This window comes from Flavobacterium amnicola (assembly GCF_004122165.1).
In the GTDB taxonomy this organism is placed as follows: Bacteria; Bacteroidota; Bacteroidia; order Flavobacteriales; family Flavobacteriaceae; genus Flavobacterium; species Flavobacterium amnicola.
This window is the reverse complement of sequence record NZ_SBKO01000004.1, coordinates 1-25,556: the sequence shown is the minus strand read 5'-3', so window position 1 is coordinate 25,556 and position 25,556 is coordinate 1. Positions and strand designations below refer to the sequence as shown.

Here is a 25,556-nt window from a genome sequence, read left to right as displayed (position 1 = left end):
TATGAAATTTATTAAAATTACAGCGTTCACTCTATTTACCGCTTTGTTTTTTACTTCTTGTTCTAATGATGATGAGATGGTGACGCCTCAGTTGCAAATACCCTTAGGAAATTATGCTAGTGGAGTCTTAATACTAAATCAAGGGAATTTTGGCACACCAAACAGTACAATGTCGTATGTGTCGGATGATTTAGCGAAATTTCAAGATAATATTTTCGGAATTGTTAATCCTGACGAAACGTTAGGTGATACTGGTCAGGACTTAGGTTTTTATGGTGATAAAGCTTATATTGTTGTAAACAACTCAAACAAAATTGAAATAGTTAACCGATATACGATGAAACACATTACTTCCATTACTGTTGGCTTGAGTAATCCGCGTTATATTGCTTTTTATAAAGGAAAAGGATATGTAACGAATTGGGGAGACGGAGGAAGTGATACCGATGATTTCGTTGCGGTTATTAATTTGACTTCGAATACTGTTACTTCATCAATTCCAGTTGCCGAAGGTCCGGAGCGTATTGTAGTTGAGAATGATAAATTGTATGTGGCACACAAAGGAGGATATAATTTTGGAAATACAGTTTCTATGATTAATCCAGTTAATAACGCTATTACTCCAATAACAGTTGGTGATGTGCCCAATTCATTAGTGGAAAATAACGGAACATTATACGTAATGTGTGAAGGAAAACCTTCTTGGAGTGGTTCTGAAACAGGAGGAAAATTAGTTAAAATCAATTTGAGTAATAATTCGACTAGCTCTATAGCTTTTGCTACAACAAGCCACCCTTCCAATTTAGTTATCGATAATGATTTGATGTATTACACAGAAGGTTCTAATATTTACAAAATGAATGTAACGGCAACTAGTTTGCCAATTGATGAATTGTTTTCTACAACAGCACAAGGCGTTTATGGGGTTTATAGTTTTGCAGTGAAAAACAGTAAAATATTTGTTGGAGATGCTGTAGATTACAGTTCGAACGGAAAAGTATACATTTATTCTTTATCAGGAGTTTTGAAAAAAGACTATACAGTAGGAGTTATTCCAGCAGGATTTTATTTCAATTAATTGATTCATGCAATAGGAAAGTAGCTTTTCAATAATTTAATAGTCCCGTTTTAATTCAATTAGAACGGGATTTTTGTTTTGTATCAACTAAAATATAGTTTTTTAATGGGAACAGCTGTATATTTGTTAGATAAGAATGTTTGAAATGAACAAAAAAAATAAAGATAGTATTCGAATAGTGGGCTATGTAGGTGGATTTCTATTGCTAGGAATGCTTCTTTTTTACTTCACTAGAAAAGAGGAACAATCCATTGAAGATGAGCTAGGTACCTGTGCAACTCCAGAGCAAGCTTATCAAGAAACCCAAAAAGCACTGAATTTATTATCGACGAATATTAATTCTGGCATAGAAAGTGCACAACATATAAAAGAATACGAAACAACAAAAAACAAAGTATTTAAAAAAGTAAAGTAAAATGAAAAAGTTAGTCATAATAACGGCAGTATTTTTAGTCTCCTTTTTAGGTAATGCTCAAACGACTTTAGATAAATTTGACGGACAAAGTACGGTTTCTTCAGTAGTGGTCAATAAAAAGATGTTTGAACTGATGAGTAAAGTGAAAATGGAAAGCAAAGAAGATCAAGCGTATTTGAGTTTGATTAAAAAGCTGGAAAACTTGAAAGTTTATAAAACATCTAGTGCCAAAACTACTTCCGATATGCGAGCAACTGTCGATAAATATCTGACAACGGCTGGTTTGGAAGAATTAATGCGTGTGAATGAAAGTGGTAAAAACGCTAAAATTTATGTCAAATCGACTTCTGGTTCTACACAAGTAAAAGAACTTTTGATGTTTATTGAAGGAACAGGTGTAAAAGGTTCTGAGACAGTTTTAATGTCTTTGACGGGTGATTTTGATATTAATGAAATTTCGTTGCTTACTAAACGTATGAATTTACCTGGTGGAGAAGTGCTCAACTCGGCAGCAAAAAAATAATCGAAAAGCCCTCGTTTGAGGGCTTTTTTTTAGGGTTTAAAATATTTAAATGGAAAAAGTAACATTCCGAAACATTCGCCGTGGTCTTTTCCAATATGTTTATGATGCATTTTATGGGCTCTTCTAACAGCTTTAGCATAACGATTGTTCGCATTTCTGAATATTTTAAAACGTTGATGAATAAAAATATCATGTACCATAAAATAGGTCAATCCGTAAGCGAAAATACCCAGTCCAATAGCTAATCCTGTTTCCAAAATGGCATATTTCCACAACAAGAAAAAACCGATACTTACAACTGCATAAAAAATAAAAAACGCATCATTACGTTCAAACCAAGAATCATGATCTTTCTTGTGATGATCGGCATGTAAATACCATAAAAAGCCATGCATGATGTACTTATGACTAAACCATGCCATAAATTCCATAAAGAAAAAAGTTCCCAAAAAGGCAATAATTTGTACAAGCATAATTATAAAATATTTAATCTGTATTTAACATAGCAACGAGCTAAAAGTTCGGCTTTTTGATAATTTGGTACTCTAATTCGAGTATTTTTTATTTCTGTGGAAGGAGTTGCCTTGAGTTTGGTGAGCAGTCGTTTGTAGTATCGATATGCCGTGTACACACCAAACTTTGCTTCCATTGGCAAATGTAAAATGCCTTCATACGCCAATTTAAAATCATGTTCAATATCCTCAATAATTTCTTTTTTAGAATGTTCGTTGAGGTTGTTTAAATCGGTGTTTGGGAAATACGTTCTGTCTAATCCTTCAAAATCATCTTTCAAATCTCGTAAAAAATTTACTTTCTGAAAAGCAGATCCTAATTTCATTGCTGGATCTTTTAGATTTTTATATAAATCGGTATTCCCTTTTACAAACACGGTTAAACACATTAGACCCACTACATCAGCACTTCCGTAAATGTATTCGTGGTATTCTTCTTTTGTTTTATAGGTATTTTTGTATAAATCCATTCGCATGCTTTTCATAAATGAATCTATTAATTCTTGTGGTATGGCATGTTTGCGAACGGTATGTTGAAACGCATTTAAGATCGGATTTAAACTAATGCCAATGTCTAATGCCGATTTCAAATCGGCTTCAAATTGTTCAAAAAGGGCTTCTTTGTTATAGTCGTGAAAACTGTCTACGATTTCATCCGCCAAACGGACAAATCCATAAATGTTGTAAATATCCTGGCGAATACTTTTAGACAACATCTTTACAGCCAATGAAAAAGAGGTGCTATACTTCTTAGTCACTAACTTACTACAATCATTTGAAACGGTATCAAAAAGTGCTTTCATACTAAGAATATTTTTGAATTAAATCAGCGACTAATTTTCCGGAAATCAACGCTGGTGGTACACCTGGTCCTGGCACAGTTAATTGTCCAGTGAAATATAAATTGCTTACTTTTTTACTTTTTAGTTTGGGACGTAAAAAAGCAGTTTGTAATAAGGTATTGGCCATTCCATAGGCATTTCCTTTGTACGAATTATATTCTTTTACGAAATCAGTAACACAAAATGATTCCTTAAATATAATGTTATTTTTAAGATCTTGATTGGTTAGTTTTTCAAGTCTTGAAATAATTTTAATAAAGTATTCTTCTCTAATTTCAGGAATATCATCTAATCCAGGTGCTAATGGAATTAAAAATATTCCAGCTTCTTTGCCTTCTGGGGCCGAATTTTTATCGGTTTTTGATGGAAAACTTGCATAAAATAATGGTTCATCAGGCCATTTCGGATTGTCATAAATATCTCTTGCGTGAACATCAAAATCAACATCAAAAAACAAAGAATGGTGTTCTACATTTTTTATTTTTTTATCAAATCCGACATAAAATAGGAGCGAGGAAGGGGCAAAGACTTTCTTTTCCCAATATTTTTCAGAATACATTCTATATTTTGCATCCAATAAAGTTTCCGAGTGATGGTAATCAGCACCCGATAATACGACATCTGCCACAATTCTGTTTCCATTCATAACTAATCCAGATGCTTTTCCGTTTTCAACAGTAATTTTTTCAACATTTGCATTGGTATGTATTGTTACGCCTAATTCTTCTGCCAACAATTTCATAGCCAAAATGACACTATACATTCCGTTTTTGGGATGAAAAGTGCCCAATCCAAAATCGGCATAATTCATGAAACTATAGAAGGAAGGTGTATTTGATGGTTTTGCGCCTAAAAACAGTACTGGAAATTCTAATATTTGGATTAATTTTTTGTTTTTGAATTGTTTCCGAACATCCTTTGAAATGGTACTAAAAAACTGATTGACTTTCTTGGCGGTTTCCAAAGTAATTAATTCTAAAGGAGAAAGGCCTGGGCGATACACCAAATCTTTGATGGCAATATCGTAATTTCTTTTAGCTTCATTAATAAAACGAATTAATTTTGCCCCACTTCCTTTTTCAATAGATTCAAATGTGTTGGCTATTTCGGCTAAATTATCAGCTATAGTAACAAATTCTTCTACTCCGAAGTAAACCTGATAGGCTGGGGATAATTTTATGAGTTCATAATAATCGGAGGGTTTTTTATTGAAATCACCGAAAAATCGTTCAAAAACGTCTGGCATCCAATACCAAGTTGGACCAATATCAAAAGTGAATCCTTCTCTATGTAATTGACGTGCGCGACCTCCTACAGTACTATTCTTTTCATATACTGTAACGTTATTTCCATCTTTTGCTAAATAACATGCAGCAGCCAAAGAAGAAAAACCTGAACCTATTATTGCTATATTTTTTTTCATAATTTGTTTAACAAATATATAAAAAAGTTAAACAAATTTATATAAATTAATGTTAATTATAATTCGGAGATTATTTGATTGATACTTTGATATACTTTAATGTTTTTGCCTTGATTTTTAGAATCAATAAATTCGGTCATTCTACCCGTTATCCATAATTGAGAATTAGTCTCTGATAAAAGCTCTTTTTCAATGTCGTTAAGATAGTTATTAATTTTATCTTTATCAGGTTCAACCGTCATATATGTCACAAAAATGATATTATTGAAATATTTTGTAACATCCTTCAAACTTTCCGTTGGTACACTTTCACCCAGATATATGGTTTTATAACCACTTGAGACAAATTCAAAATTTAAATACATTAAACCTAATTCATGAATTTCATTCATGGGTAAAAAAAGGACAAACACTTTGTCCGTTTTTGTTTCTTTTTGATATTGTAATTTTTCAGTATTTAGGAGTATTTTTTGGCGTATCAAATGACTTATGAAATGTTCATGAGCAGGACTTATTGTTTCCGATTGCCATAAAAGGCCTATTTCAGTCATTAGCGGGATAAAAACTTCATAAAATACTTTTTGAAAGGATTTTTCCGAAAGTAATTCATTATACGTAGTGGTAAATAGATTTTGGTCAAAATTCATCATAGCCATTTTAAAGGCATTAATAGCATGATTTTTCGAATTTTTTTCGGTAACAATATCTTTTACAAGCTTTGAAATTTGGCTATCTTCCATTTTGGAAATTTTAGATATTTTATAGCCGTGATTGTGTAGTAATGTTATATTTAATAGTTTTTGTAAACTTTGTAAATCATAAACTCTAATGTTTGTGTCAGTTCGCATCGGAGCAAAAACGGAATAACGCTTTTCCCAAATACGAATAGTATGTGCTTTAATACCTGAAAGATTTTCTAAATCTTTAATACTGAAAACATTTTTTATATTGTTCATGTTTTTTGTGTTTTGGTTAAACAAATTTATTCAATTCTTTTTGCAATTCGTTATATTTGTTAAAATATTTAAAGTGAAATACCATTATATCTTTTCTGGCTTAGGATTATCTAGTTTACTTGTTTTGCACGAAATGATGCAAAATAATTTTCTAGTCGGGAAATCTATATTAATAATAGAGCCCGAAACTAAAGATACTAACGATAGAACTTGGTGTTTTTGGGAAAAAGGAAAAGGAAATTGGGATCCTTTAGTAAGGAAGCAATGGGAAAGTGCTTTTTTTCTAACTGAAAATCATAAAAAAGAATGTTTGTCTGAAGAATTAAGATATAAAATGTTGGAATCACAATCGTTTTATAGCAAGATAATTCCTGTATTAAAAGACAATAAAAATATAGTTTTTGTTAAGGATAAAGTATGTTCTTTTCGGGATAATGGAGCAGAAGTTTTTGTGAACACTCCGTCACAAACCTTTGTTTCAGAATATTTTTTTAATGCCGTTTCGGTTATTGATGCAGTGACATCACAAACTAAATATCCATTATTGAAACAACATTTTATAGGTTGGTTTGTGAAAACGAAAGCACCTGTTTTTTCTCCGGATAGTGTTCATTTTATGGATTTTTCGGTTTCACAAAATGAGAATACTCGTTTTATGTATGTATTGCCTTTTTCAGCAACTGAAGCTTTAGTAGAATACACTTTATTTTCTCCGAATGAATTGAAAGATAATGAGTATGAAAAAGAAATCAAGAATTATATACTAAACAAAGGAGCTCTAGATTTTGAGGTAATTGCAAAAGAGCGAGGCGTTATTCCTATGACAGCTTATCCTTTTTGGAAAAATAACACCCAACGAATTTTGCATATTGGAACGGCAGGAGGATGGACAAAAGCCAGTACGGGTTATACGTTTAAAAATGCGACCAAACAAGCCAAACGATTAGTAAATACACTACAACAGGACACAGTCGATTTTCGAAATTTTAAAAAAAGCAATCGGTTTTTATTTTATGATACGCTTTTTGTTTCGGTACTGTATCAGAATAATGAATTGGGTAAGGAAATTTTTTCTGAAATGTTTACAAAAGTTGCTCCCGATAAAATTTTACGTTTTTTGGATGAAGAATCAACATTTATGGAAGAGCTTGAAATCATATGGGCCTGTCCAAAAATACCTTTTCTCAAAGCGTTAGTCAAATATTTTTTTTTTGAGGTTAATTAAAAAAAAACACCAAGTAAATTTGGTGTTTTTTATACCTGATTGTCACTGGTAGTCCTTCTTTTAATTTCGCCCGAACGAAGCGAACGTACGAAGTAAATGTGACCACGGCGGGATTGACTTTGTCTTTCCCAACAAAGCTTCGCTTTGAAAATATATAAAAAAAACACCATGAATGATTGGTGTTTTTACCAGACAGCCACTGGCTGTCTTCCTTTTAATTTCAAATGTGACCACGGTGGGATTTGAACCCACACGCCCTTACGAGCACCACCCCCTCAAGATGGCGAGTCTACCGTTTCTCCACGTGGCCGGAAATAAAAAAAGTCAAACATTACTGTTTGACTTTTGTGACCTGGCTGGGGCTCGAACCCAGGACCCCATCATTAAAAGTGATGTGCTCTACCAACTGAGCTACCAAGTCGTGCTTTAAGGAAAATAATTTTTTAAAATGTCATTTTTGTGACCTGGCTGGGGCTCGAACCCAGGACCCCATCATTAAAAGTGATGTGCTCTACCAACTGAGCTACCAAGTCTAAAATCATTTCCTTAATGCGGGTGCAAATATAATACCTTATTTTTAACATTTCAAACTAAATTAATGATAAATTTGTCTTTTTTTAGAGATTGCTTTCAATGCGTTTATTTATAGGCTTTTAGAAGAATGAAGAAAATAGTTTTAGTAGGTTATATGGGTTCGGGTAAAACAGAAATTGGCAAATTATTAGCCAAAAAAATCTTGTTTCCGTTTTATGATTTGGATTTTTTGATCGAAAATGAAGTTCAAAAATCGATTTCTGAATTGTTTTCTGAAAAAGGAGAAATTTATTTCAGGAGAATTGAACACGAACTATTTGTCAAGCAAATTCAAAAAAATGAGTCATATGTTTTAAGTCTTGGTGGCGGTACTCCTTGTTATGCAAATAATCATTTAATATTGCAGCAGGAAGAAGTTATTTCAATTTATTTGAAGGCTAGTGTATCCAATTTAGTCGAAAGACTTTCTATCAATAAAAAGAAACGACCTTTAGTAAAAGATTTAGATGCCACCGAAATGCACGAATTTATAGCCAAGCATTTGTTTGATCGTGGTTTTTATTACAATCAATGCAAACATGTCATTTCAGTGGATGATAAATCGCCAACCGATGTCGTGGAAGAAATTAAGAAAATGTTACTCTAAGTAGGCATAATCGTTGTTGCTTTCAAACACAACTTGTACATGCTCTAATAATGAAGTGGATAATGAAATTCCTTTAAAATCGGCTTTAATTGGATATTTTTTATGATTTCTATCTACTAAAACGGCGGTTTTAAATTTCTTTAGTGGTACCTCTAAAAAATGTTTTACACCATAAATTAAGGTTGTGCCTGAATTTAAAACATCATCCACCAAAATCAATCCTTTGTCTTGATACTTTTCGGCAGGGATTGAAGTACTAATTGGATTTTTTGGATTTCTTTTATCAATAATGACATCACATAAAATCACCTTAATTGGTGAAATGGTTTGTAAAACTGCAGCTATTTTTTCGGCAAAAATGCTTCCATTTCCATTTATTCCAGCTATAATAATTTCATTTTCATCAATGAACGTTTCATAAATTTGAAAGGCAATACGTTTGATTTTAAACTCAATTTCTTGATGATTTAAGATGATGTTGTGGTTCATTGTGTGTTGTTATTTTTTGGTAAAGATAAAAAACAGTTCGTTTTTTTGACGCGGTTTTATCGAGTTATATGCGGTTTCTAGTGTTTTAATTTCGAAAGTATCTGAAAATAGTTTAATATACTCTTCTTTTGAGCCTCCGAAGGGTGGTCCGACTTCGGTTAGCGGAAATTGAAATAATAAGCCGGCTAATTTTCCTTTTTTGGAAAGTAGGGAATGCATTTTTTCGACATATTTTACTCGCAATTCAGGATCTAAAGCGCAAAAAAAAGTTTGTTCAATTATTAGGTCATATTCGCCTTGATGTTCGAAAAAATCCGCGAAAATTATCTGATTGTCTTTGCAATTAGGAACTCTTTTTTTGATGTTTTCTAAGGGAGCTTCCGCATAATCCAAAACAAAAACATTAGTAAAGCCATTATTTAAAAGATATTCAAATTCGTAGGAATTACCACAACCCGGAATTAAAATCCGAATGGATTTATTTTCAATTTGGTCAAAGTATTCTTTTAATGGTGTTGTAATTCTTCCAGCATCCCATCCAATTTCAGCGGTTTGGTATCTGATTTGCCAATAGTTGCTATTCAATTTCATCGTTGGTGTCAAAATCGGTTTCAAAATCCTCTAAATCACGTCGGTCTTTTTTGGTTGGTCTTCCAACTCCTGTTTTGCGGTAATGCTCTTTTGCAAGTTTTAACATTTCAAGATGGGCAAACGATTCTGCCGGAGTTTCATCTTTGCGATACATGTCAACTAACTTGGCGCCAACACGATTGGCAGGAACATCAAGCACGGTGATGATTTGCGTAATTTGATCTTTGCGAAAAGTGACTTTATCACCAGGAAAGACTTCTTTAGAAGGTTTTGCTACCTGTCCATTAACCGTAACATGATTTTTTTTACAGGCTTCGGTGACCATGTTTCGGGTTTTATAATAACGCACACACCAGAGGTATTTGTCAATTCGCATAGAAATTAAAAAACTAAGTTAAAATTCAAACAAAAATAAATCAAAATTGTATCTTGCACACCTAAATTATAGATTAATATGCGTTTTTTAAAGTTTACATTATTGCTTTCGATTGTTTTGTTTTCTGCTTTTACTTGTGAGAAGGAGGATCAGCCGACTTCTACATTTATTATGCCTTATGATGTGCAATATGGATTAGAAAAAGGTGGGATTGAAAAATTCCTAGATGAATATAAGATGACAGCTTCGGCAGCAAATAATTACGAAGATGTTGTTTTTTCTAAATTGCCTACTCCAATTGATGCATCACAATCTATTAGAACTGTATATACTGCAAATGATATGCTAAAAACTAAAATGATAAAGAGTAATGGTGTCAATTATAAAGTATATTATATTCAATTCCGTGAAGGTGCAGGAGATGGACCTGAGCAGCAAAACCCAGTTGTGGTAGATTCTGTGTTGGTAAATTACCGTGGAATGCTATTGAATAAAAAGTCCAATTATAGTAATGATAAAAGTTTTGAAGAAAATCAAACGTTTGATTCTAAACTTTTAAACCCGGTTTGGTTTGTTTTAAAAGGTACTAACTCTTTAATTGAAGGCTGGCAAAAAATATTTCCTTTGTTTAAACCAGGCGGGTATACAGTAAATCCTTCTAACAATCAATTTACTTATAATGATTTTGGTGCAGGTGTAATGTTTTTGCCTTCAGGACTTGGTTATTATGCTACTCCATTAAGTACTATTCCGGCTTATTCACCACTAATATTTACCTTTTCGTTAAAGAGAATCAATCACGTGGATAATGATTTTGATCATATTGACACTAGGTATGAGGATATCGATGGTGACGGAAGTTATTATGATGATGATACTGATGGAGATGGAATTGCAAATTATTTTGATATTGATGATGATGGAGATGGTAAATTAACGAGTTATGAGTTGAAAATCCCTACTGGAGGCTATTATAGTTTTGAGAACGCACCAGATTGTTCAGGCAATACTACAGATCCAATGCGAAAAAGAAAATATTTAGATAAAAATTGCCAATAACTAGGTAAAATTAGATAAACCAAGCCGTTTCATTGCAAATTTGAGACGGCTTTTTTATTGCTGGTAGTTACCTGTTGATATTTTGAAATGCCATTGCTGGAATTTAAATTGAGTTGTAGCTGCTATTTAAGGCTGATGTTTGATTGGATGTATAAAAGTATGCCTAAATATTAATCCATCCAGTAGGCGAAAGATATTTATATAAAAAAGGAATGTTTGTTCTTTTGTTTGCCTATATGTTTTATTGGGTTATTAGCGCAAAAAAAAGCTGTCTCGTTGTGAGACAGCTTTTTTGTTTCATCTATGTTTAAAAACCGTTATTTCGCAATATTTACGGCTCTAGTTTCTCTAATTACCGTAATTTTTACTTGACCAGGATACGTCATTTCGGTTTGAATTTTATGAGAGATATCAAATGATAATTTAGAAGCCATATCGTCCGATACTTTTTCACTCTCTACAATCACACGAAGTTCACGACCCGCCTGGATAGCATAAGCACTTTTTACGCCGCCAAATCCGTAAGCAATCTCTTCCAGATCTTTCAAACGTTGAATGTAAGAATCCAATACTTGACGTCTAGCGCCTGGTCTAGCTCCTGAAATCGCATCACATACCTGAATAATTGGCGAAATCAATGATTTCATTTCTATTTCGTCGTGGTGCGCTCCAATAGCGTTGCATACTTCTTCTTTTTCACCATATTTTTCTGCCCATTGCATTCCTAATAAAGCGTGAGGTAAATCACTTTCAGTATCAGGTACTTTTCCAATATCGTGAAGTAAACCAGCTCTTTTGGCTAGTTTTACATTCAAGCCTAATTCGGCAGCCATAATACCACAAAGTTTGGCAACTTCTCTAGAGTGTTGTAATAAGTTTTGTCCGTAAGAAGAACGGTATTTCATACGACCAACCACTTTAATCAATTCAGGGTGTAATCCGTGAATTCCTAAGTCGATAACGGTACGTTTTCCTACTTCAATAATTTCCTCTTCAATTTGTTTGGTTGTTTTGGCAACCACTTCTTCAATACGTGCTGGGTGAATACGTCCATCAGTTACTAATTTGTGTAACGATAAACGGGCAATTTCACGACGAACAGGGTCAAAGCAAGATAAGATAATTGCTTCTGGCGTATCATCAACAATAATCTCTACACCGGTAGCGGCTTCGATAGCACGGATATTTCTTCCTTCACGACCAATAATACGACCTTTTACATCATCAGATTCGATATTGAATACAGAAACACAGTTTTCTACTGCTTCTTCTGTACCTACACGTTGAATAGTGCTGATGATAATTTTCTTAGCCTCTTGTTGAGCGGTAAGTTTTGCTTCTTCAATGGTGTCTTGAATGTGCGCCATTGCATTGGTTTTAGCCTCTGCTTTTAAACTTTCGATCAGTTGTTCTTTTGCTTCGTCGGCAGAAAGACCAGAAATAACTTCTAGTTGTTCTACTTGGCTTTTGTGCATTTTTTCAACTTCAACAGTTTTCTTTTCTAAATTTTCGATTTTAGCGGTGTATTCTGCTGTTTTGGCTTCAAAATCGTCGTTTATTTTTTTCGCTTTAGCCAATTCGTTCGAAATTTGTGATTCTTTGTCACGCACTCTTTTTTCCACTTCGGCTACTTTGCGATCACGAGTTAAAATTACTTGTTCGTGTTCTGCTTTTAGCTCGATAAATTTTTCTTTAGCTTGAAGAATTTTATCTTTTTTAATGTTTTCTGCTTCTTGATTGGCGTCTTTTAGAATAGAAGTCGCTTCTTTTTTAGCGTTTTTAACCAGATTAGAAACGTTGCTCTTTTCTAGGTACTTTGCTATTCCGAAACCTCCTGCTATACCAGCTATTGCGGCAATAATGATTAGTAAAATGTCCATAATTTGTTTTAATATTTGTGTATAAAAAAACCTACATTAGAAGAAATGTATAAACTCGATTAGACAAGTTTTGGGTTAACTCAATGTTCAAGCTTCCTACTTAAAGGCTTGCTATAGTATTGAAGATTTACCCATTTTAAAATGTTAGTGTTGAGTTTATCAAATAAGTACTAATGTAGGTAGTATTTTTAGTGTATGTAAAGAACGTATTTGTTATTTATCGTTAAGATATTCACTTAAAATTTCATTCATTTTTTCGAGTTTCAACAAAGTTTCTACCTCTACAGTAGCTTTGTCTATTTGTTTTTGCTCTACTTGTGCGGAAAACTGCAAAGCACACATGGCTAATACATCTTGCTTATCACGCACAGCATAACTTTGTTCAAATTGCTTGATCATAGCATCAATCTTTTTCGAAGCACTTCTTAGTCCTTCTTCTTGGCTCGGGTCTACCGTTAATGGATAAACGCGGTCGGCAATTGATATTTTAATTTTCAGTTTTTCACTCATTATGCTTTCTAATCAGAAAGTTGGGCAATACAATAATCTATTTCTTTAATTAATGAATTTATTTTGAGTTTTGTATCTCTCTTATATTCGTCACTACCAAGTAATGAATTGGTTATTTTTATCGAGTCGAAATCAGATTTTAATTGAGTTATCTCTTTTTTTTGGTTCTGAATAATTGCTTCAGAATATTTTAGTTTCATACTCAACTCGTTGTTTGCTTGTTGTAGACTTTCCATTTTTTTGAAAAGCATTTGAAACTTAACTTCAAGAGAATCAACTATTCCTTTTATTTCGCTCATTGGAATAAAAATTCATTACATAACTTCACAAAGTTAGTTTTTCTATTTAATTATAGCAATAGGTTTGTTAAAAAAAATAATATTTATTCGTTTTTAGTTTAAATGTTTAATAATGTTTGTGTTAGCAAGTTGCTTTGTGAGTAATTATTTATAAAACAAATTCTTTATCTTAGCACAAATGTTTTTTATGAGATTTATATACGCCTTTATTTTAGTTTCCGCAGTTGGATTTGCCCAAGATAAATATCCAAAAGATTATTTTGGCTCACCCTTAGATATCCCTTTAAACATAGCAGGTTCCTTCGGAGAACTGCGTCCCAATCATTTTCATTCGGGTATCGATTTTAGAACCCAACAAAAGGAAGGTTTTCCAGTTTATGCAACGGCAGATGGTTTCATTTCTAGACTTAATGTCTCCCTATTCGGATATGGAAAATGTTTGTACATCGATCATCCAAACGGATTTACTTCGGTGTATGCTCATTTGCAAAGTATGGCACCCAAAATTCAAAAAATTGCCGTTGAAACACAATATGCTGAGAAAAGTTACACCATTGAAATTCGACCAAAAGCCGACGAAATTCCTGTCAAAAAAGGCGAGTTAATTGGTTATACCGGAAATACGGGTGGTTCAAGCGGACCTCATTTGCATTTCGAAATTCGGGATACAAAATCGGAATTTGTGATTAATCCTTTTTTCTTTGGTTATAATGAAAAAGTTAAAGATACGAAAGCACCAATTATCAGTGGATTGATGGCCTATTCTTTTGGAGATACTTCCAATGTGAATGGTTCCGAAAAACCTGTCAATATTCCACTAACACTGCAACCTGACGGCACTTTTTTGGCTGGAAAAATTGTAGCCAACGGGAAAATTGGATTTGGTTTAAATGCGCATGATATTTCTGATTTTAATTACGGTAAAAACGGAATTTTTAAATTGGAAGCCTTTTTAAACGGAGTGCCTTATTATGGTTATGAATTTGATACTTTTTCGTTTGATGAAACCAAACATATCAATTGCTTTATAGATTATCCAAAGTACAAAGAAACTAGACAAAGGTATCAGAAGCTCTTTGTAGGATATATTTATCCTCAAAGCATTATTAAAACCATGAAAAATCAAGGAATTTTAAATGTTTCGAACAATCTTACCATGAATTATAAAATTGTGGTGCATGATTTTCACGGAAATGAAAATACGATTAATATTCCTATTACCTTCGGAGAACTTCCCGTAACAGAACACAAGGAAGTAAACAAAACGCCTTATTTTTTAAAATGTTTGAACGAGCACAGTTATGCCAAAGATAATTTTTCGATATTCATTCCTGAGAATACTTTTTATGAAGATTTTTATGTCAAATTTGATGTAATCAATGACGAATTGTTTCTTAATGATGAATTCATTGCCATGAATAATCCAATTACGATTAGTTATGACGCTACTACTATTCCAATGGATGCAAGGGAAAAAATGTTTATTGCCAATGTAGATGATGGAAAAATTGAATACAATGCAACATTTAAAAAAGAAAATACGTTTTCTATAAAAGTGAAAAAATTAGGAAAATTCCTATTAGCAAAAGACGAAACTGCGCCTAAAATTTATAATCCCAATTTTAAAGAAGGCGACACTTTAGACAAACAAAAAACAGTTAAAATTTCTATTTCCGATGATTTGTCAGGTATAAAAGAGTATAATGCTTATTTAAATGATAAATGGATATTAATGGAGTACGAAACCAAGCTGAATCGATTAACGCATTATTTATCTGATGATATATTTATAAACGGTAGAAATGATTTTAAAATTATTGTAAAGGATAATATGGGAAATTCTACTACTTTTGAATCATATTTTATAAAAACCAAATAAAACATTTTGAAGACCAAAATCACCTTATTTTTAAGTTTTATTTCTTTTGTGACTTTTGCACAAACCGCCAGAGTAAAAGGGATTATTCTTGATGAAAACAATCAGCCTGTAGAAAATGTAAATGTTACTTTTCAAGACAGAAACGCACAATCTAACGCGAACGGATTTTATATTTTAACAATTCCGAGCAATGTGAAATCGAATTTAAAGTTTTCACATCTTTCTTTAAAAGCGGCTGTTATAACTTTAGAGCTGAAACCTAATGAAGATTATGAGTTTAATATTGTGCTGAAAAGTACTGCCGAGCAATTGGGTGAAGTAGTTATTAATAATAATCGAAACAAAAGGGTAGAAGGAGTGACTACTATTTCACCCAAAGCAGTTCGTTTAATTCCAGGAGCGAATGCAGGTGTAGAAAATATTTTAAAAACACTTCCCGGTGTAAATGCAAATAACGAGCTAAGTACCCAATATGCGGTTCGCGGTGGAAATTATGACGAAAATTTAGTCTATGTAAATGAAATTGAAGTCTATCGTCCCTTTTTAGTGCGTTCTGGTCAGCAAGAAGGATTGAGTTTTACGAATTCCGATTTGGTTCAAAACATCGATTTTGCTGCTGGAGGTTTTCAAGCGAAGTATGGCGATAAATTATCTTCCGTTTTGGATATTACCTATCGTCGACCATCAAAATTTGGCGCCACTTTAGAAGCAAGTTTTTTGGGTGGAAGCATTTCTATGGATAATGTGTCCAAAAATCAAAAATGGTCCGCCATAACAGGGGTTCGTTACCGTGATAATAGTTTGTTAGTGAATAGTCAACAAACCGAAACCAACTTCCGTCCTCGTTTTGCCGATGTACAGTCCTATGTCACTTTTACGCCAAACACCAAATGGCAATTCGGATTTTTAGGAAATATTTCGCAAAATAAATACGATTATCAACCTTTAACACGACAAACGAATTTCGGAACGGTTAATGAACCAATCGCTTTGTTGGTCAATTATGAAGGAAGAGAAAAAGACCGATACAATACTTTTTTTGGGGCGGTAAAATCAATCTATAATTTGAATGAAAATACGAACTTCAAATTTATTTTGTCGACGTATCATACTATAGAACAAGAGTATTTTGATATTTTGGCCGATTATCGTTTGGGAGAAGTCAATTCCAATTTAGGAGATGAAAATTTTGGCGAAGTAGAATATTCAAGAGGTGTTGGTTCTCAGTTAACGCATGCCAGAAATGATTTGGATGCTTTGATTGTTAATGCTGAAGTGAAAGGGAATCATAAAAAAAATGAAACACAAATTGATTGGGGTTTTAAATATACTAGAGAAAGTATTCGTGATCGTATCAGAGAATGGGAAGTAGTCGATTCGGCAGGTTTTTCGTTAAACAATCCAATTCTTGATGTCCCGGTAAATGAACAACCTTATACTTCTTATACTGGTCCATTAGTTCCATACAGCAATGTTAGAGCGATTAATTATACCGATATTAATAGATTTTCAGGTTATGCCCAATGGAATCGCCGTTCGAAATGGGGTGATCATGAGATTTTTACCAATATTGGAGTCAGAGGACATCAATGGCAAGTAAGTGGCGATGCGATTAATGGTAAAAGCCAGATGACGATTAGTCCAAGAGCACAATTTGCGATTAAACCTAGTTGGAAGAGAGACGTTTTATTCCGAATTTCAGGAGGAATGTACCATCAGCCGCCTTTTTATAGAGAGTTACGTGATGCCAACGGAGTCGTGCAACCCAATGTCAAGGCACAGTCTTCGGTTCATTTTGTAATCGGAAGTGATTATAGTTTTAAAATGTGGAGAAGACCTTTCAAATTGGTTTCGGAAGCCTACTATAAGTCAATGACTGATGTGAATTCTTATACTTTGGATAATGTTCGTATTCGTTACCAAGCCAACAACAATGCTGAAGCGTATGCACAAGGATTGGATTTACGTGTTAACGGTGAATTTGTGCCTGGAACCGAATCTTGGTTGAGTTTTGGTTATCTTAAAACGGAAGAAAATATCGATAATAGAGGTTTTATTGCGCGACCAACCGACCAGCGATTGAAATTTGGAGTGCTTTTTCAAGACTATGTTCCCAATTTACCGGCTCTAAAAATGTATTTGAATTTGGTGTACAATACTGGTTTGCCGGGTGGGTCTCCTTCATATGCTGATCCGTATCAATACCAATTGCGTTTGCGTGATTATCGTCGTGCCGATGCTGGTTTTTCGTATGTGTTTACCGATAGAGCAAGGGCTAAAGAAAAAGGAAATTGGTTGAATAATTTTAGAGAATTAGCACTTGGTTTGGAAATTTTCAACTTGTTTGACAACCAAAATGCGATTACCAATACTTGGGTGCGTGATGTATATACCAAATCGCAATATGGCGTTCCGAATTATTTGACTTCACGAGTTTTTAGTGTAAAATTGAATGTGAAGTTGTAAAATGAAATTGGTATATTTGATATAAATTCGACACTATGAAAAACGTTTCACTATATATAGTTCCATTTTTGACATTGTTGGTTGGTTGTAAGGAAGAACCAAAACCAAAAGTTAAATATGATTCCACCGCGCCAAAAGTTGAAATTAAGAAAGACACTTCAAGATTAGAAATAGCCGATTTGCCTTTGCAATTTCAAAATTCAAATGTGTTGCTTTATGTAATTGGCGATTTGCGCGTGGGGGAGATGAAAAAAAATGGATACGAAGACAAAGCAAATTTTACTATTTCAAATTCATTGGAAGAAGAAGTTACTGGGTATTTGCGCAATGTTAAATTTCAAAAAGTAGGAGAAGATTCCCTTCATGTTTTGACCGATAAAGTCCTAATGATAGAGCGAATGAGTTATTTGAAATCGAAAAAAATGATTGTTTATGTTTTGGCAGATGCCGACACGAATCAAGATTTAAAAGTAGATTCCGATGATATAAAATCCTTGTATTTGAGTACGGATATGGGCAAGAATTTTACCAAAATTTCTCCTGACGTTCAAGAATTAATCGATTGGAATTTTATTGAAAACACCAATAAAGTGTACTTCCGTACTATTGAAGATGCTAATAAAAACGGTGAATTTGATAAAAAAGATAAACTGCATTATTTTTCGGTAAACCTTTCTGAAGATTGGAAATCGGTGGAGTTTTCACCAGTTAAATAACACTTTTCTTTTCTTGTGGTTCGTAGTAAAGAATTATAGCGCCACCACTAAAAGTTTTCGTTTTTATAAGTTTGAAAATGGTCCTTTCTTGAATATTTTCAAATTAAGGCATCCCAGTTCCTGCCACAACAGGATGAACACATAGTTGGTATTCATCAATCAAATTTAGTCTCATTAACTGTATAATTAAACTTCGACTCCCCACAAAAATGGGAGCGCCGTCTTGTTGCTTGAGTTTTAAAACAGTTTCTTCTATAGTTTGATTCGACATGGTAGCGCTGTCCCAATCGGTTGTGGTAAGGCTATGCGAAAAAACAATTTTAGGAACGTTGTTTATAGCCATCGCAAAGTCATCCATCGATTTTTCACCCGAAGGGTTTTTTATCAGTGTTTGCCAATATTGCATCAATTGATAAGTGATTCTACCGTAGAGTATGGCATCGGCTTCTTGTAATAATTCTGTGTAATGTTGGTGTATTTCTTCATCAGGAACACCTGCCGTATGATCACAAATTCCGTCAAGGGTTGTGTTAATTGCTGCAATTATCTTTCTCATATGGTAGTGATTTGATTTTGTGTTGGATTTCTTCAAATTCAATTCCGTAAATACTATTGAAGTCACTAAAATCTACATTCCAAAGTTTTATACTTTTTCACTTTTTAATAAATAAGAGATGAAGTTTTGTCTTACAGCAATTTTTCCAACAATACTATTCCAAATACGAACATTTCCGTGCCAAAAATCGGGATTGTTAATTTTGTCGTTTCCGTTTTCGTGAACGTCATTAAATTCATATTCAATTAACTTTAGTCTTTCCGATATTTTTGTCTTACTACATTTAATAGGAGTACGAATTCCATCTATTTCTTCATTATGTTTTATATGTATAAGCGTTATTTCGCCCGAATACATTTCACCCATTTTTTTTAAAAAATCAGAAAAAGCAATTTGATCGTCATTTCGATTACAAATAAAACCGATTTTATTCGCTTTAATTAAGTTCTTGTTTGCTATTTCAAACCGATTTTTCATTTTTATGTTAAATTCTTTATTGTCGGTTCCAATTTCAGGATAATGAATTGAAGTGACATTATTTTTAACATCAGTAAACCAATCCATTTTTTGTGGAACTTCTACATAATCAAGGAAAAAATCATTAAACTTTGTTTGATACAAATGAATGACTGTGTCCAAAGAATAGGACATCATCCAGTCTAAAGGGTTTGCACAAAACCGTAATTGATGTTTTTGTAAGTGATAGGCTGGACGACAAGCATTTCCAAGGCTAAAAATAACATCAAAAACGTATTCTTTTTCTTTCTTAACTTTATAGTCTTTATGCTTTTCTTGCAAAGCAACAATTCCATAAGGCAAAAACATTTTTAATGATTTTTTTAATTTTCTTTTCATTAGATACTTTATTTGAATTTTCAACCAACTTATTTCAAGATTGTCAGTTGCGAATTACACAATGATCGCTGGTATTACTACCGCTGCGTTTTCGTGATTTGAAATTTTTTGCAAAGATAGCTAATTTTCAACGGAGTCGAACAGGAAATACGAACAGACGAAACAATAATTGGCAACCGTTTAAACGGAAACCAGCAATGGCAGCTAATCGCTGTTAATAGTTGTTTTATTATTCTCTTCCTTTAATTGCTTTTCCAGTAAATTCCATTTGAATCACGTTTTCCATTTCTAGTGCTTTTGAGTAAACTTCTTCACCAATTCTACAAAGCAAAAAATCTTCACCGCTTTCTTTGTCAATATGTGTTCCGCAACACATTTTATCGTCTACCATGAAGCAAACTCCGCTAAACATTTTTTTTTCGTAAAACTCAGCGTTCTTTCTCTGGAAGAATTCCCTAATTCTTTGAACTGTATTTTCGTAGAAAGCCATATTTTTCGGTTTGGTTTAATTTCTTACCGCTAACTTCCCTCTGGATTCAAGATGTGGTGAAGTTTATGATGGATTTGTTTCTGCTAATATAAGATTTTCCAGCGGAAAATCGGCAACCGGCTTAAACAGCTCTCGCTATTTCATGAAACCGCTGTTAGCTGTAGGCATTATTTTTAAATTTTCTTCAACCGATTATAACTATCGCATTCACCAAATCGAATCCAATTATAGTCATTGCTTGTAAAATCAACAATTCCACATCCAAAGCAAATTTTTGCAATCCCAATAATCTGATTGTTTTTCTTGAAAATATAAATATCTCTATACATCGGGCTACAAGCAGTAAACTGAAGTTCATCACAAAACTCTTCGCTAAATATTTCTTTTAAATCATCAAGTTTTGATTTGTCAATTATTCTTTTCTTGAATTTTAATTTCTTAAGATTTGTAACAAAAGATTTGTCAGTTAATTTGGTTGGAATATTACCAGCCACAAAATCTAAATAAAGTTTTTCATCATTAGTTAGATTTTTATATTTTTTTCTGTTAATATTCGAAAAAATTGTGTCTTTCTTTCCTGTAGAATAATGTTCTACTTCGTCAAATTTAAACAGAGGCATTTTTTTACTTTCTTTTACATTATTACAACTTATTATAATAAAAAAAAATAATGGAAATATATACTTAATTTTTTTCATTGAATTTTTTTTTCGTCTTTTTAGGTATGCTTACAGCTAACGTTCCCGCGCTTGGCGCCGTTGCGGCAATTTACGAAATTTTTTCTGAGTAGGGAAGGGTTTGAGGAAACCGTTAGGTTTCCGACGGACGATTTACTAGCAATGGCGCCAAACCGCTGTTAGCGGCTGTTTTTATTTTTTAAAATAAAGGTCCTTTAAAAACTCAGTTTTTTCGCTTCTACTTTTCGGTTCTTTTTTGTTATTATCGGATAAACTAATTCCAATTAATCTGCTATTCCTTACTCCGCTCAATATAAAACTTTCAATATTTTGGTCAATGATTTTTAACCTCCAAATGATATATTTTTCAGTTTCATTTAGTTCTATTTTTTCTACTTCAATTTTCTTGTCATCTTTTAACCAATGTTCAGATTCCCAAGTATAGAACTTATTTAAAAAATCAAGTTCACTTAAATCTTTAGAGTAAAATTCAAATTTTTCTGTTTTTCGAACAGAAATTAATAGGGTAAGTTTGTTTTTTTTATTGTTAAAACCATATTGTCCTGATTTCTCTACTTTTCCAAGCATTTCCCATTTTCCAGGTAATTCAAAAAGCTCATCGTTAATTAAGAATGGAGTTTTAGTTTGACTAAATAAGCTATTAGGGATAATTAAAAGCGTAAAAAGTATAAATAAGTATTTCAATTTCATTTGGTAATTATTTCTGTTGAATATTTATGAGCAAATTTTAGTCCAAAATAGCCGCTAACGTTCGGCGGCTTCACGAAGTGGCGATTTAGCGAACGATTTTTTTCGGTTAAATTTAATGTTTTTTCGTGAAGAAAAAACATGTGGCATTTAAGCTTCTCGTCATTTCGTGAAACCGCTGTTAGTGGCTGGCTTTTTTTATATTTTCTAATTTGTTTAAACTTTCACATTCACCATATCTTTCCCAATTATATTTTTCACTTGTAAAATCTATAATTTGGCATTTAAAACAGATTTTTGCTATTCCAACAATTTTATTATTATTTCTAAATACATAAATATCACGATAAATTGGTGCGCAAGCATTTTCTTGCATTTCATTACAAAATTCAGAGGCAAAAATCTCTCTATATATCTTTATATTCGAATTTTCAACTGTTACTTTTTTAAAGTTTAGATTTTGGAGTTCCGATACAAATGTAGTATCACTATTTTTTGCAGGTAAATTGGTTTCAAGAATTTTTAGATATTTTTTTTCGTTTTCATCTAAGTTTTTGTAATGCTTTTTGTTAATTGACAAAGATATTAATGATTTATTATCTGTAGAATAATGTTCAACTTTATCAAAGTAAAATTGTTCAATTTTTTTTTCAGATTTTTTGTTCTTGCAGTTAACATTAATAATTAAAACACAAAGGGTAATAAATAATTTGAATGATTTAAACTTCATGAGGTTATGTTTTTAAGTTTCTGCTGTAAGCTTGCCACTAACGTCCTGCGGCTTCATGAAGTAGCGAAGTTCGTGACTGATTTGTTTCTGCTAATATAAGATTTTGCAGCGGAAAATTGGTAACCGGCTTAAACAGCTTTCGCTATTTCATGAAACCGCTGTTAGTGGCAGTTTATTTTTTCACAAACATGATTATTTGTTTTAGTTTTTCTGAATCATCTTTATAAGCTACTATTTGTCCAATATTTTCTACTGTAAACCCGAGTAAAGTTTCATTTGGTTCAGAAATTCTATTCTTTTTTTTCTCTTTAATGTTATTATAAATGTAAAATGGAGTTTTTAATATTCCTGAAGGAAATCCCCACCATCCTAACAAAGCTGTTGAGATTATTGATTCTTCATTTTTTTTATCTAAACAATCTGGACAACCAATTATTGGTTCTTCTCTGAAAACTGAAAATAATATGAAACTTTTTGCAGTGTACATAATTGTTGCATTGAGTTTTGCAGTTTTATTTCCACATAACGGACACGGTAGACTTCTCAATCTTTGAGATAATTCTGTTACTTCTTCGATTGAATATTCTCTTTTTTGAGCTGCTTTTGCTCCTTCTAAAATATTGGGATTTAAGTTTCTTTTTTTAATTTCGTTTTCAATTATTTCTAAAACTTCAGGTCTTAATTCATGAGCTTTTTCCGTTGCAGTATTTATTAATTGAGAATCAGTTTTTTTTGAATAAAATTCAGCAATATCTTTTAAATCATAACCACTACTCATAATATATTTTCTTTTTAGTATTCTGTTCTCTTTTATGGCTGTTGCTGTATGTTAAATTGCCACTAACGTCCCGCCGGCTTCACGAAGTGGCAGACTTCGGGACTGAGTTCTTTCTGCTAAGATAATATTTCTTGCGAAAGAAATACATGAATTTTGCAATTATGCTGCCATTGCGTGAAACCGCTGTTAGCTGCTGTATTATTTAAATTTTGACAAAACTGAAGAATGTTTTTAAATATTTTTCTGAACCAAATATTTGTTTTTCGGCGCTTTCTATGGTTAAGAAATTAATGAATTGTGCAAAATTGCAATCAACATTCATCCTTTCAATTTTGTTATAAAAAACCTTTCCGCTGATTGGAATACCGTTTTTATCGTTTGCATTAGTCATAATAATGCAACGCTTGTTGTCTATTGGGATTATGAATTTGTTTTCTTCATTGAATTGTTCTCTGAAATCCATGTTTTTTAAATGTCCAGTTTCATCAACAATTAGAAATGGATTATCGCTAGTTAAAAATTCAGAGCTATCTGATAATTTTGCGACTTTGAATATTTTGTATTCATGTTTTTTTGTAAACTCGATCAAGGTTTTTCCAATATGTCCAGCTTTGTATTCTTCTTTAATAATATCCATTTCGTGTTCAAGTTCTTTTGGAATATTTTTGAAGAATAAATCAAATTGTTTTGGAGTTCTGCAATGTAATGAAAGGAGAAACATTAATAGGCGTGTTCTCTCTTCTATTGTTATGATTATCTCTGAATCTTCACAGATAAGTTTTTTGTATAGTTTCTCGTAATGATTTTCTACTTCAAAATCGTAAAAAATTGTTTCAACCACCATAGGTTCGTTTGATTTTTTTACCGTATAGAAATTATCATTTACTGTAGCACTTTTAAGAGAAAGAGGTTTTTCTAAATCAAGATTTTCTTTTCCAAAATCTTTTTTTTGCTTTAATTTTCTATAAATAAACGTTCCGTCATCTGAAAAATTTTTCAGATAACATCTTGGAGTTGTATGGTGGTCATTTTTATGTTGAAATTTTGCCATGAAGTTCTGAAATATAGCAGCTAACGTTCCGCAGCTTGCAGAAGTGGCGGTTTAAGGAAGCCTAAACTTTCGGTTTTTAACTGACTTTGCAAGTACAAAACCAACTTTAAATTAAGCCCAAAACCCGCCATTTTTGCAAACTGCTGTTAACTGCCGTTTTTTTATTTCTTTACTTTTGCTTGTAATATTTCAATTATATCCTTTTTAGATTTTTCACTTTCTGTTGAAAATCCAAATTTCGACATTCCAAATCCCATAAGCAACATAAATAATGGAATTATACAAGCATAAATTGGACCTTCTCCAATAATTGCTCCAATTAGGGTTGCAATAAATCCAAATGAAACTCCACCAAACCAAAGTATCATAAAACCCATAACAAATCCCGCTGGTTTTAATTCAACCTCAATTTCTGTTCCGTTTAGTTTTTCAATTATTTTACCATTGATTTCAGGAAGAAATGAATTTTTGTAATTTATAATTCTTGTAACATTAAAATTATCACCAAATATATTTCCTTCGAATTTCTTTCCGCTTTCTACATTTTTATTTCCAAATCCAAAATTCTGTTTTGGTCTTATGTTTAAATTCAACTCTTCAATTACTTTGGATTTTGACAATTCAGTAATTAGAGTTAACTTTTCAATTGGTAATATTTTCATTTTCTATTCTTTAATTGCTTTTCGGGAAATAAAATCATTGGATTTTCTGTTTCGATTGGCTCGAATTTAAATCCCATTAATTCTGGTTCATTTTCGGTATTGAATGATAGAATAAATCTCAAACTATCACATTTCATATAGTATTCATAAATAAATGCAGTTTGGTCAATTCCTCCTATATTTTTTTCAGTGAAAAAATCCACGAATTTTCCATCTTTATTTTTCCAATCACAGTTTTGTCTTATTCCTCCAATAATTGGTTCAAGTTGTTCTTTTGGAAAATATTTAGCTGGAAATTTTTCGCCAATATTTGGATTGTCTAAATTTTCCATAATATAATTGGCTTGTTCTTGAAGCAAATTAAATTTCTGCATTTTTCTCCAACCAATAAATCCAATTATTCCGATAATTAAAACAATAACTCCTAAAATAATTCCAATAATTTTTAATCCTTTTTTCATATTTTCGTTTTTCGTTTTTTTTTTTTTTGGTAAAATGGCAGTTAACGTCCCGCCGGCTTCACGAAGTGGCGATTTAGCGGACGATTTATTTTCGGTTAAATTTAATGTTTTTTCGTGAAGAAAAAACATGAGGTATTTAAACAGCCCGCCATTTCGTGAAACCGCTGTT

The 25,556-nt window shown here is 32.4% G+C and carries 29 protein-coding genes and 3 tRNA genes; 9 read left to right on the top strand and 23 right to left on the bottom strand.

Annotated elements, in window-relative coordinates; all coding sequences use genetic code 11:
• Position 1: 1 nt before the first annotated feature.
• From EQG63_RS09470 to EQG63_RS09460, 3 genes are all read left to right on the top strand, one after another.
• Positions 2-1,078: a YncE family protein gene (locus EQG63_RS09470; protein WP_129436133.1), complete on the top strand. Its 1,077-nt coding sequence runs from the start codon at positions 2-4 to the stop codon at positions 1,076-1,078.
• A 145-nt stretch (positions 1,079-1,223) separates the two neighbouring features.
• On the top strand, positions 1,224-1,493 hold the full coding sequence (locus EQG63_RS09465; protein WP_129436132.1) for a hypothetical protein: 270 nt from the start codon (positions 1,224-1,226) through the stop codon (positions 1,491-1,493).
• Position 1,494: 1 nt separating this feature from the next.
• On the top strand, positions 1,495-2,016 hold the full coding sequence (locus tag EQG63_RS09460; protein ID WP_129436131.1) for a DUF4252 domain-containing protein: 522 nt from the start codon (positions 1,495-1,497) through the stop codon (positions 2,014-2,016).
• 29 nt (positions 2,017-2,045) lie between these two features.
• Here the strand turns inward: EQG63_RS09460 and EQG63_RS09455 are convergent, their stop codons facing one another.
• From EQG63_RS09455 to EQG63_RS09440, 4 genes are read right to left on the bottom strand one after another with little or no spacing between them, the layout of a single operon-like run.
• Positions 2,046-2,489: a sterol desaturase family protein gene (locus tag EQG63_RS09455; RefSeq protein WP_129436130.1), complete on the bottom strand. Its 444-nt coding sequence runs from the start codon at positions 2,487-2,489 to the stop codon at positions 2,046-2,048.
• A 2-nt stretch (positions 2,490-2,491) separates the two neighbouring features.
• Complete coding sequence (locus EQG63_RS09450; RefSeq protein ID WP_129436129.1) at positions 2,492-3,331, bottom strand: phytoene/squalene synthase family protein; 840 nt, start codon at positions 3,329-3,331, stop codon at positions 2,492-2,494.
• Between the two features lies 1 nt (position 3,332).
• On the bottom strand, positions 3,333-4,793 hold the full coding sequence (locus EQG63_RS09445; protein ID WP_129436128.1) for a phytoene desaturase family protein: 1,461 nt from the start codon (positions 4,791-4,793) through the stop codon (positions 3,333-3,335).
• 56 nt (positions 4,794-4,849) lie between these two features.
• The gene (locus EQG63_RS09440; protein WP_129436127.1) at positions 4,850-5,749 is read right to left on the bottom strand and encodes a MerR family transcriptional regulator; all 900 of its coding nucleotides are present in this window, start codon (positions 5,747-5,749) and stop codon (positions 4,850-4,852) included.
• 73 nt (positions 5,750-5,822) lie between these two features.
• Here EQG63_RS09440 and EQG63_RS09435 point away from each other — a divergent pair, with 73 nt between their 5' ends.
• Positions 5,823-6,974, top strand: a complete 1,152-nt coding sequence (locus EQG63_RS09435; RefSeq protein ID WP_164974492.1) for a lycopene cyclase family protein — start codon at positions 5,823-5,825, stop codon at positions 6,972-6,974.
• A 227-nt stretch (positions 6,975-7,201) separates the two neighbouring features.
• Here EQG63_RS09435 and EQG63_RS09430 read toward each other — a convergent pair.
• The 3 genes from EQG63_RS09430 to EQG63_RS09420 all read right to left on the bottom strand — a co-directional run bounded on the left by EQG63_RS09430 (position 7,202) and on the right by EQG63_RS09420 (position 7,507).
• Positions 7,202-7,284 (bottom strand) — tRNA-Leu (locus EQG63_RS09430).
• Positions 7,285-7,322: 38 nt separating this feature from the next.
• A tRNA-Lys gene (locus EQG63_RS09425) sits at positions 7,323-7,395 on the bottom strand.
• A 39-nt stretch (positions 7,396-7,434) separates the two neighbouring features.
• A tRNA-Lys gene (locus EQG63_RS09420) sits at positions 7,435-7,507 on the bottom strand.
• 128 nt (positions 7,508-7,635) lie between these two features.
• Here EQG63_RS09420 and EQG63_RS09415 point away from each other — a divergent pair.
• Positions 7,636-8,154 carry a shikimate kinase gene (locus tag EQG63_RS09415; protein ID WP_129436126.1) on the top strand — a complete coding sequence of 173 codons (519 nt, stop codon included), beginning with the start codon at positions 7,636-7,638 and terminating at the stop codon, positions 8,152-8,154.
• Here EQG63_RS09415 and EQG63_RS09410 read toward each other — a convergent pair.
• From EQG63_RS09410 to EQG63_RS09400, 3 genes are read right to left on the bottom strand one after another with little or no spacing between them, the layout of a single operon-like run.
• Positions 8,146-8,643, bottom strand: coding sequence for a phosphoribosyltransferase domain-containing protein (locus EQG63_RS09410; RefSeq protein WP_129436125.1), 498 nt, complete (start codon positions 8,641-8,643; stop codon positions 8,146-8,148). The genes EQG63_RS09415 and EQG63_RS09410 overlap by 9 nt on opposite strands.
• Positions 8,644-8,652: 9 nt before the next feature.
• On the bottom strand, positions 8,653-9,234 hold the full coding sequence (locus EQG63_RS09405) for a methyltransferase domain-containing protein (RefSeq protein ID WP_129436124.1): 582 nt from the start codon (positions 9,232-9,234) through the stop codon (positions 8,653-8,655).
• A complete protein-coding gene (locus tag EQG63_RS09400) occupies positions 9,221-9,610 on the bottom strand; it encodes an RNA-binding S4 domain-containing protein (protein WP_129436123.1) in 390 nt (129 codons plus the stop codon). Before EQG63_RS09400 ends, EQG63_RS09405 begins: the two co-directional genes overlap by 14 nt.
• Before the next feature lie 78 nt (positions 9,611-9,688).
• On the opposite strand from EQG63_RS09400, the gene EQG63_RS09395 reads away from it, so the two are divergent.
• Positions 9,689-10,669, top strand: a complete 981-nt coding sequence (locus tag EQG63_RS09395; protein ID WP_129436122.1) for an FKBP-type peptidyl-prolyl cis-trans isomerase — start codon at positions 9,689-9,691, stop codon at positions 10,667-10,669.
• A gap of 317 nt (positions 10,670-10,986) precedes the next feature.
• On the opposite strand, the gene rny is transcribed toward EQG63_RS09395, so the two are convergent.
• The 3 genes from rny to EQG63_RS09380 all read right to left on the bottom strand — a co-directional run bounded on the left by rny (position 10,987) and on the right by EQG63_RS09380 (position 13,358).
• Positions 10,987-12,549, bottom strand: coding sequence for a ribonuclease Y (gene rny, locus EQG63_RS09390; protein ID WP_129436121.1), 1,563 nt, complete (start codon positions 12,547-12,549; stop codon positions 10,987-10,989).
• Between the two features lie 213 nt (positions 12,550-12,762).
• Positions 12,763-13,059 (bottom strand): cell division protein ZapA, encoded by a 297-nt coding sequence (locus EQG63_RS09385; protein WP_129436120.1) that lies wholly within the window; start codon positions 13,057-13,059, stop codon positions 12,763-12,765.
• A gap of 8 nt (positions 13,060-13,067) precedes the next feature.
• Positions 13,068-13,358, bottom strand: a complete 291-nt coding sequence (locus EQG63_RS09380) for a hypothetical protein (protein WP_129436119.1) — start codon at positions 13,356-13,358, stop codon at positions 13,068-13,070.
• Positions 13,359-13,545: 187 nt separating this feature from the next.
• On the opposite strand from EQG63_RS09380, the gene EQG63_RS12395 reads away from it, so the two are divergent.
• Genes EQG63_RS12395 through EQG63_RS09365 form a run of 3 tightly spaced genes read left to right on the top strand, consistent with a single transcriptional unit; the run spans position 13,546 to position 18,419 of the window.
• Positions 13,546-15,237 (top strand): M23 family metallopeptidase, encoded by a 1,692-nt coding sequence (locus EQG63_RS12395; protein WP_129436118.1) that lies wholly within the window; start codon positions 13,546-13,548, stop codon positions 15,235-15,237.
• Positions 15,238-15,240: 3 nt separating this feature from the next.
• Positions 15,241-17,703: a TonB-dependent receptor gene (locus tag EQG63_RS09370; protein WP_394343568.1), complete on the top strand. Its 2,463-nt coding sequence runs from the start codon at positions 15,241-15,243 to the stop codon at positions 17,701-17,703.
• A 35-nt stretch (positions 17,704-17,738) separates the two neighbouring features.
• Positions 17,739-18,419: a hypothetical protein gene (locus EQG63_RS09365; RefSeq protein WP_129436116.1), complete on the top strand. Its 681-nt coding sequence runs from the start codon at positions 17,739-17,741 to the stop codon at positions 18,417-18,419.
• A gap of 103 nt (positions 18,420-18,522) precedes the next feature.
• Here the strand turns inward: EQG63_RS09365 and EQG63_RS09360 are convergent, their stop codons facing one another.
• The 10 genes from EQG63_RS09360 to EQG63_RS09315 all read right to left on the bottom strand — a co-directional run.
• Complete coding sequence (locus tag EQG63_RS09360; RefSeq protein ID WP_235827828.1) at positions 18,523-18,975, bottom strand: dihydrofolate reductase family protein; 453 nt, start codon at positions 18,973-18,975, stop codon at positions 18,523-18,525.
• A gap of 87 nt (positions 18,976-19,062) precedes the next feature.
• Positions 19,063-19,830: a DUF1796 family putative cysteine peptidase gene (locus EQG63_RS09355; RefSeq protein WP_129436115.1), complete on the bottom strand. Its 768-nt coding sequence runs from the start codon at positions 19,828-19,830 to the stop codon at positions 19,063-19,065.
• 229 nt (positions 19,831-20,059) lie between these two features.
• A complete protein-coding gene (locus EQG63_RS09350; protein ID WP_129436114.1) occupies positions 20,060-20,320 on the bottom strand; it encodes an RNA methyltransferase in 261 nt (86 codons plus the stop codon).
• A 173-nt stretch (positions 20,321-20,493) separates the two neighbouring features.
• Positions 20,494-21,018, bottom strand: coding sequence for a hypothetical protein (locus tag EQG63_RS09345; RefSeq protein ID WP_129436113.1), 525 nt, complete (start codon positions 21,016-21,018; stop codon positions 20,494-20,496).
• 171 nt (positions 21,019-21,189) lie between these two features.
• Positions 21,190-21,708, bottom strand: coding sequence for a hypothetical protein (locus EQG63_RS09340; RefSeq protein WP_129436112.1), 519 nt, complete (start codon positions 21,706-21,708; stop codon positions 21,190-21,192).
• A 178-nt stretch (positions 21,709-21,886) separates the two neighbouring features.
• On the bottom strand, positions 21,887-22,435 hold the full coding sequence (locus EQG63_RS09335; RefSeq protein ID WP_129436111.1) for a hypothetical protein: 549 nt from the start codon (positions 22,433-22,435) through the stop codon (positions 21,887-21,889).
• Positions 22,436-22,607: 172 nt separating this feature from the next.
• On the bottom strand, positions 22,608-23,213 hold the full coding sequence (locus EQG63_RS09330; RefSeq protein WP_129436110.1) for a hypothetical protein: 606 nt from the start codon (positions 23,211-23,213) through the stop codon (positions 22,608-22,610).
• A gap of 202 nt (positions 23,214-23,415) precedes the next feature.
• A complete protein-coding gene (locus EQG63_RS09325) occupies positions 23,416-24,264 on the bottom strand; it encodes a DUF4238 domain-containing protein (RefSeq protein WP_129436109.1) in 849 nt (282 codons plus the stop codon).
• 161 nt (positions 24,265-24,425) lie between these two features.
• The gene (locus EQG63_RS09320; RefSeq protein WP_129436108.1) at positions 24,426-24,926 is read right to left on the bottom strand and encodes a hypothetical protein; all 501 of its coding nucleotides are present in this window, start codon (positions 24,924-24,926) and stop codon (positions 24,426-24,428) included.
• Positions 24,923-25,556: hypothetical protein (locus EQG63_RS09315; protein WP_206733265.1), on the bottom strand; the 634-nt coding region annotated here is incomplete at its 5' end. The genes EQG63_RS09315 and EQG63_RS09320, both read right to left, overlap by 4 nt.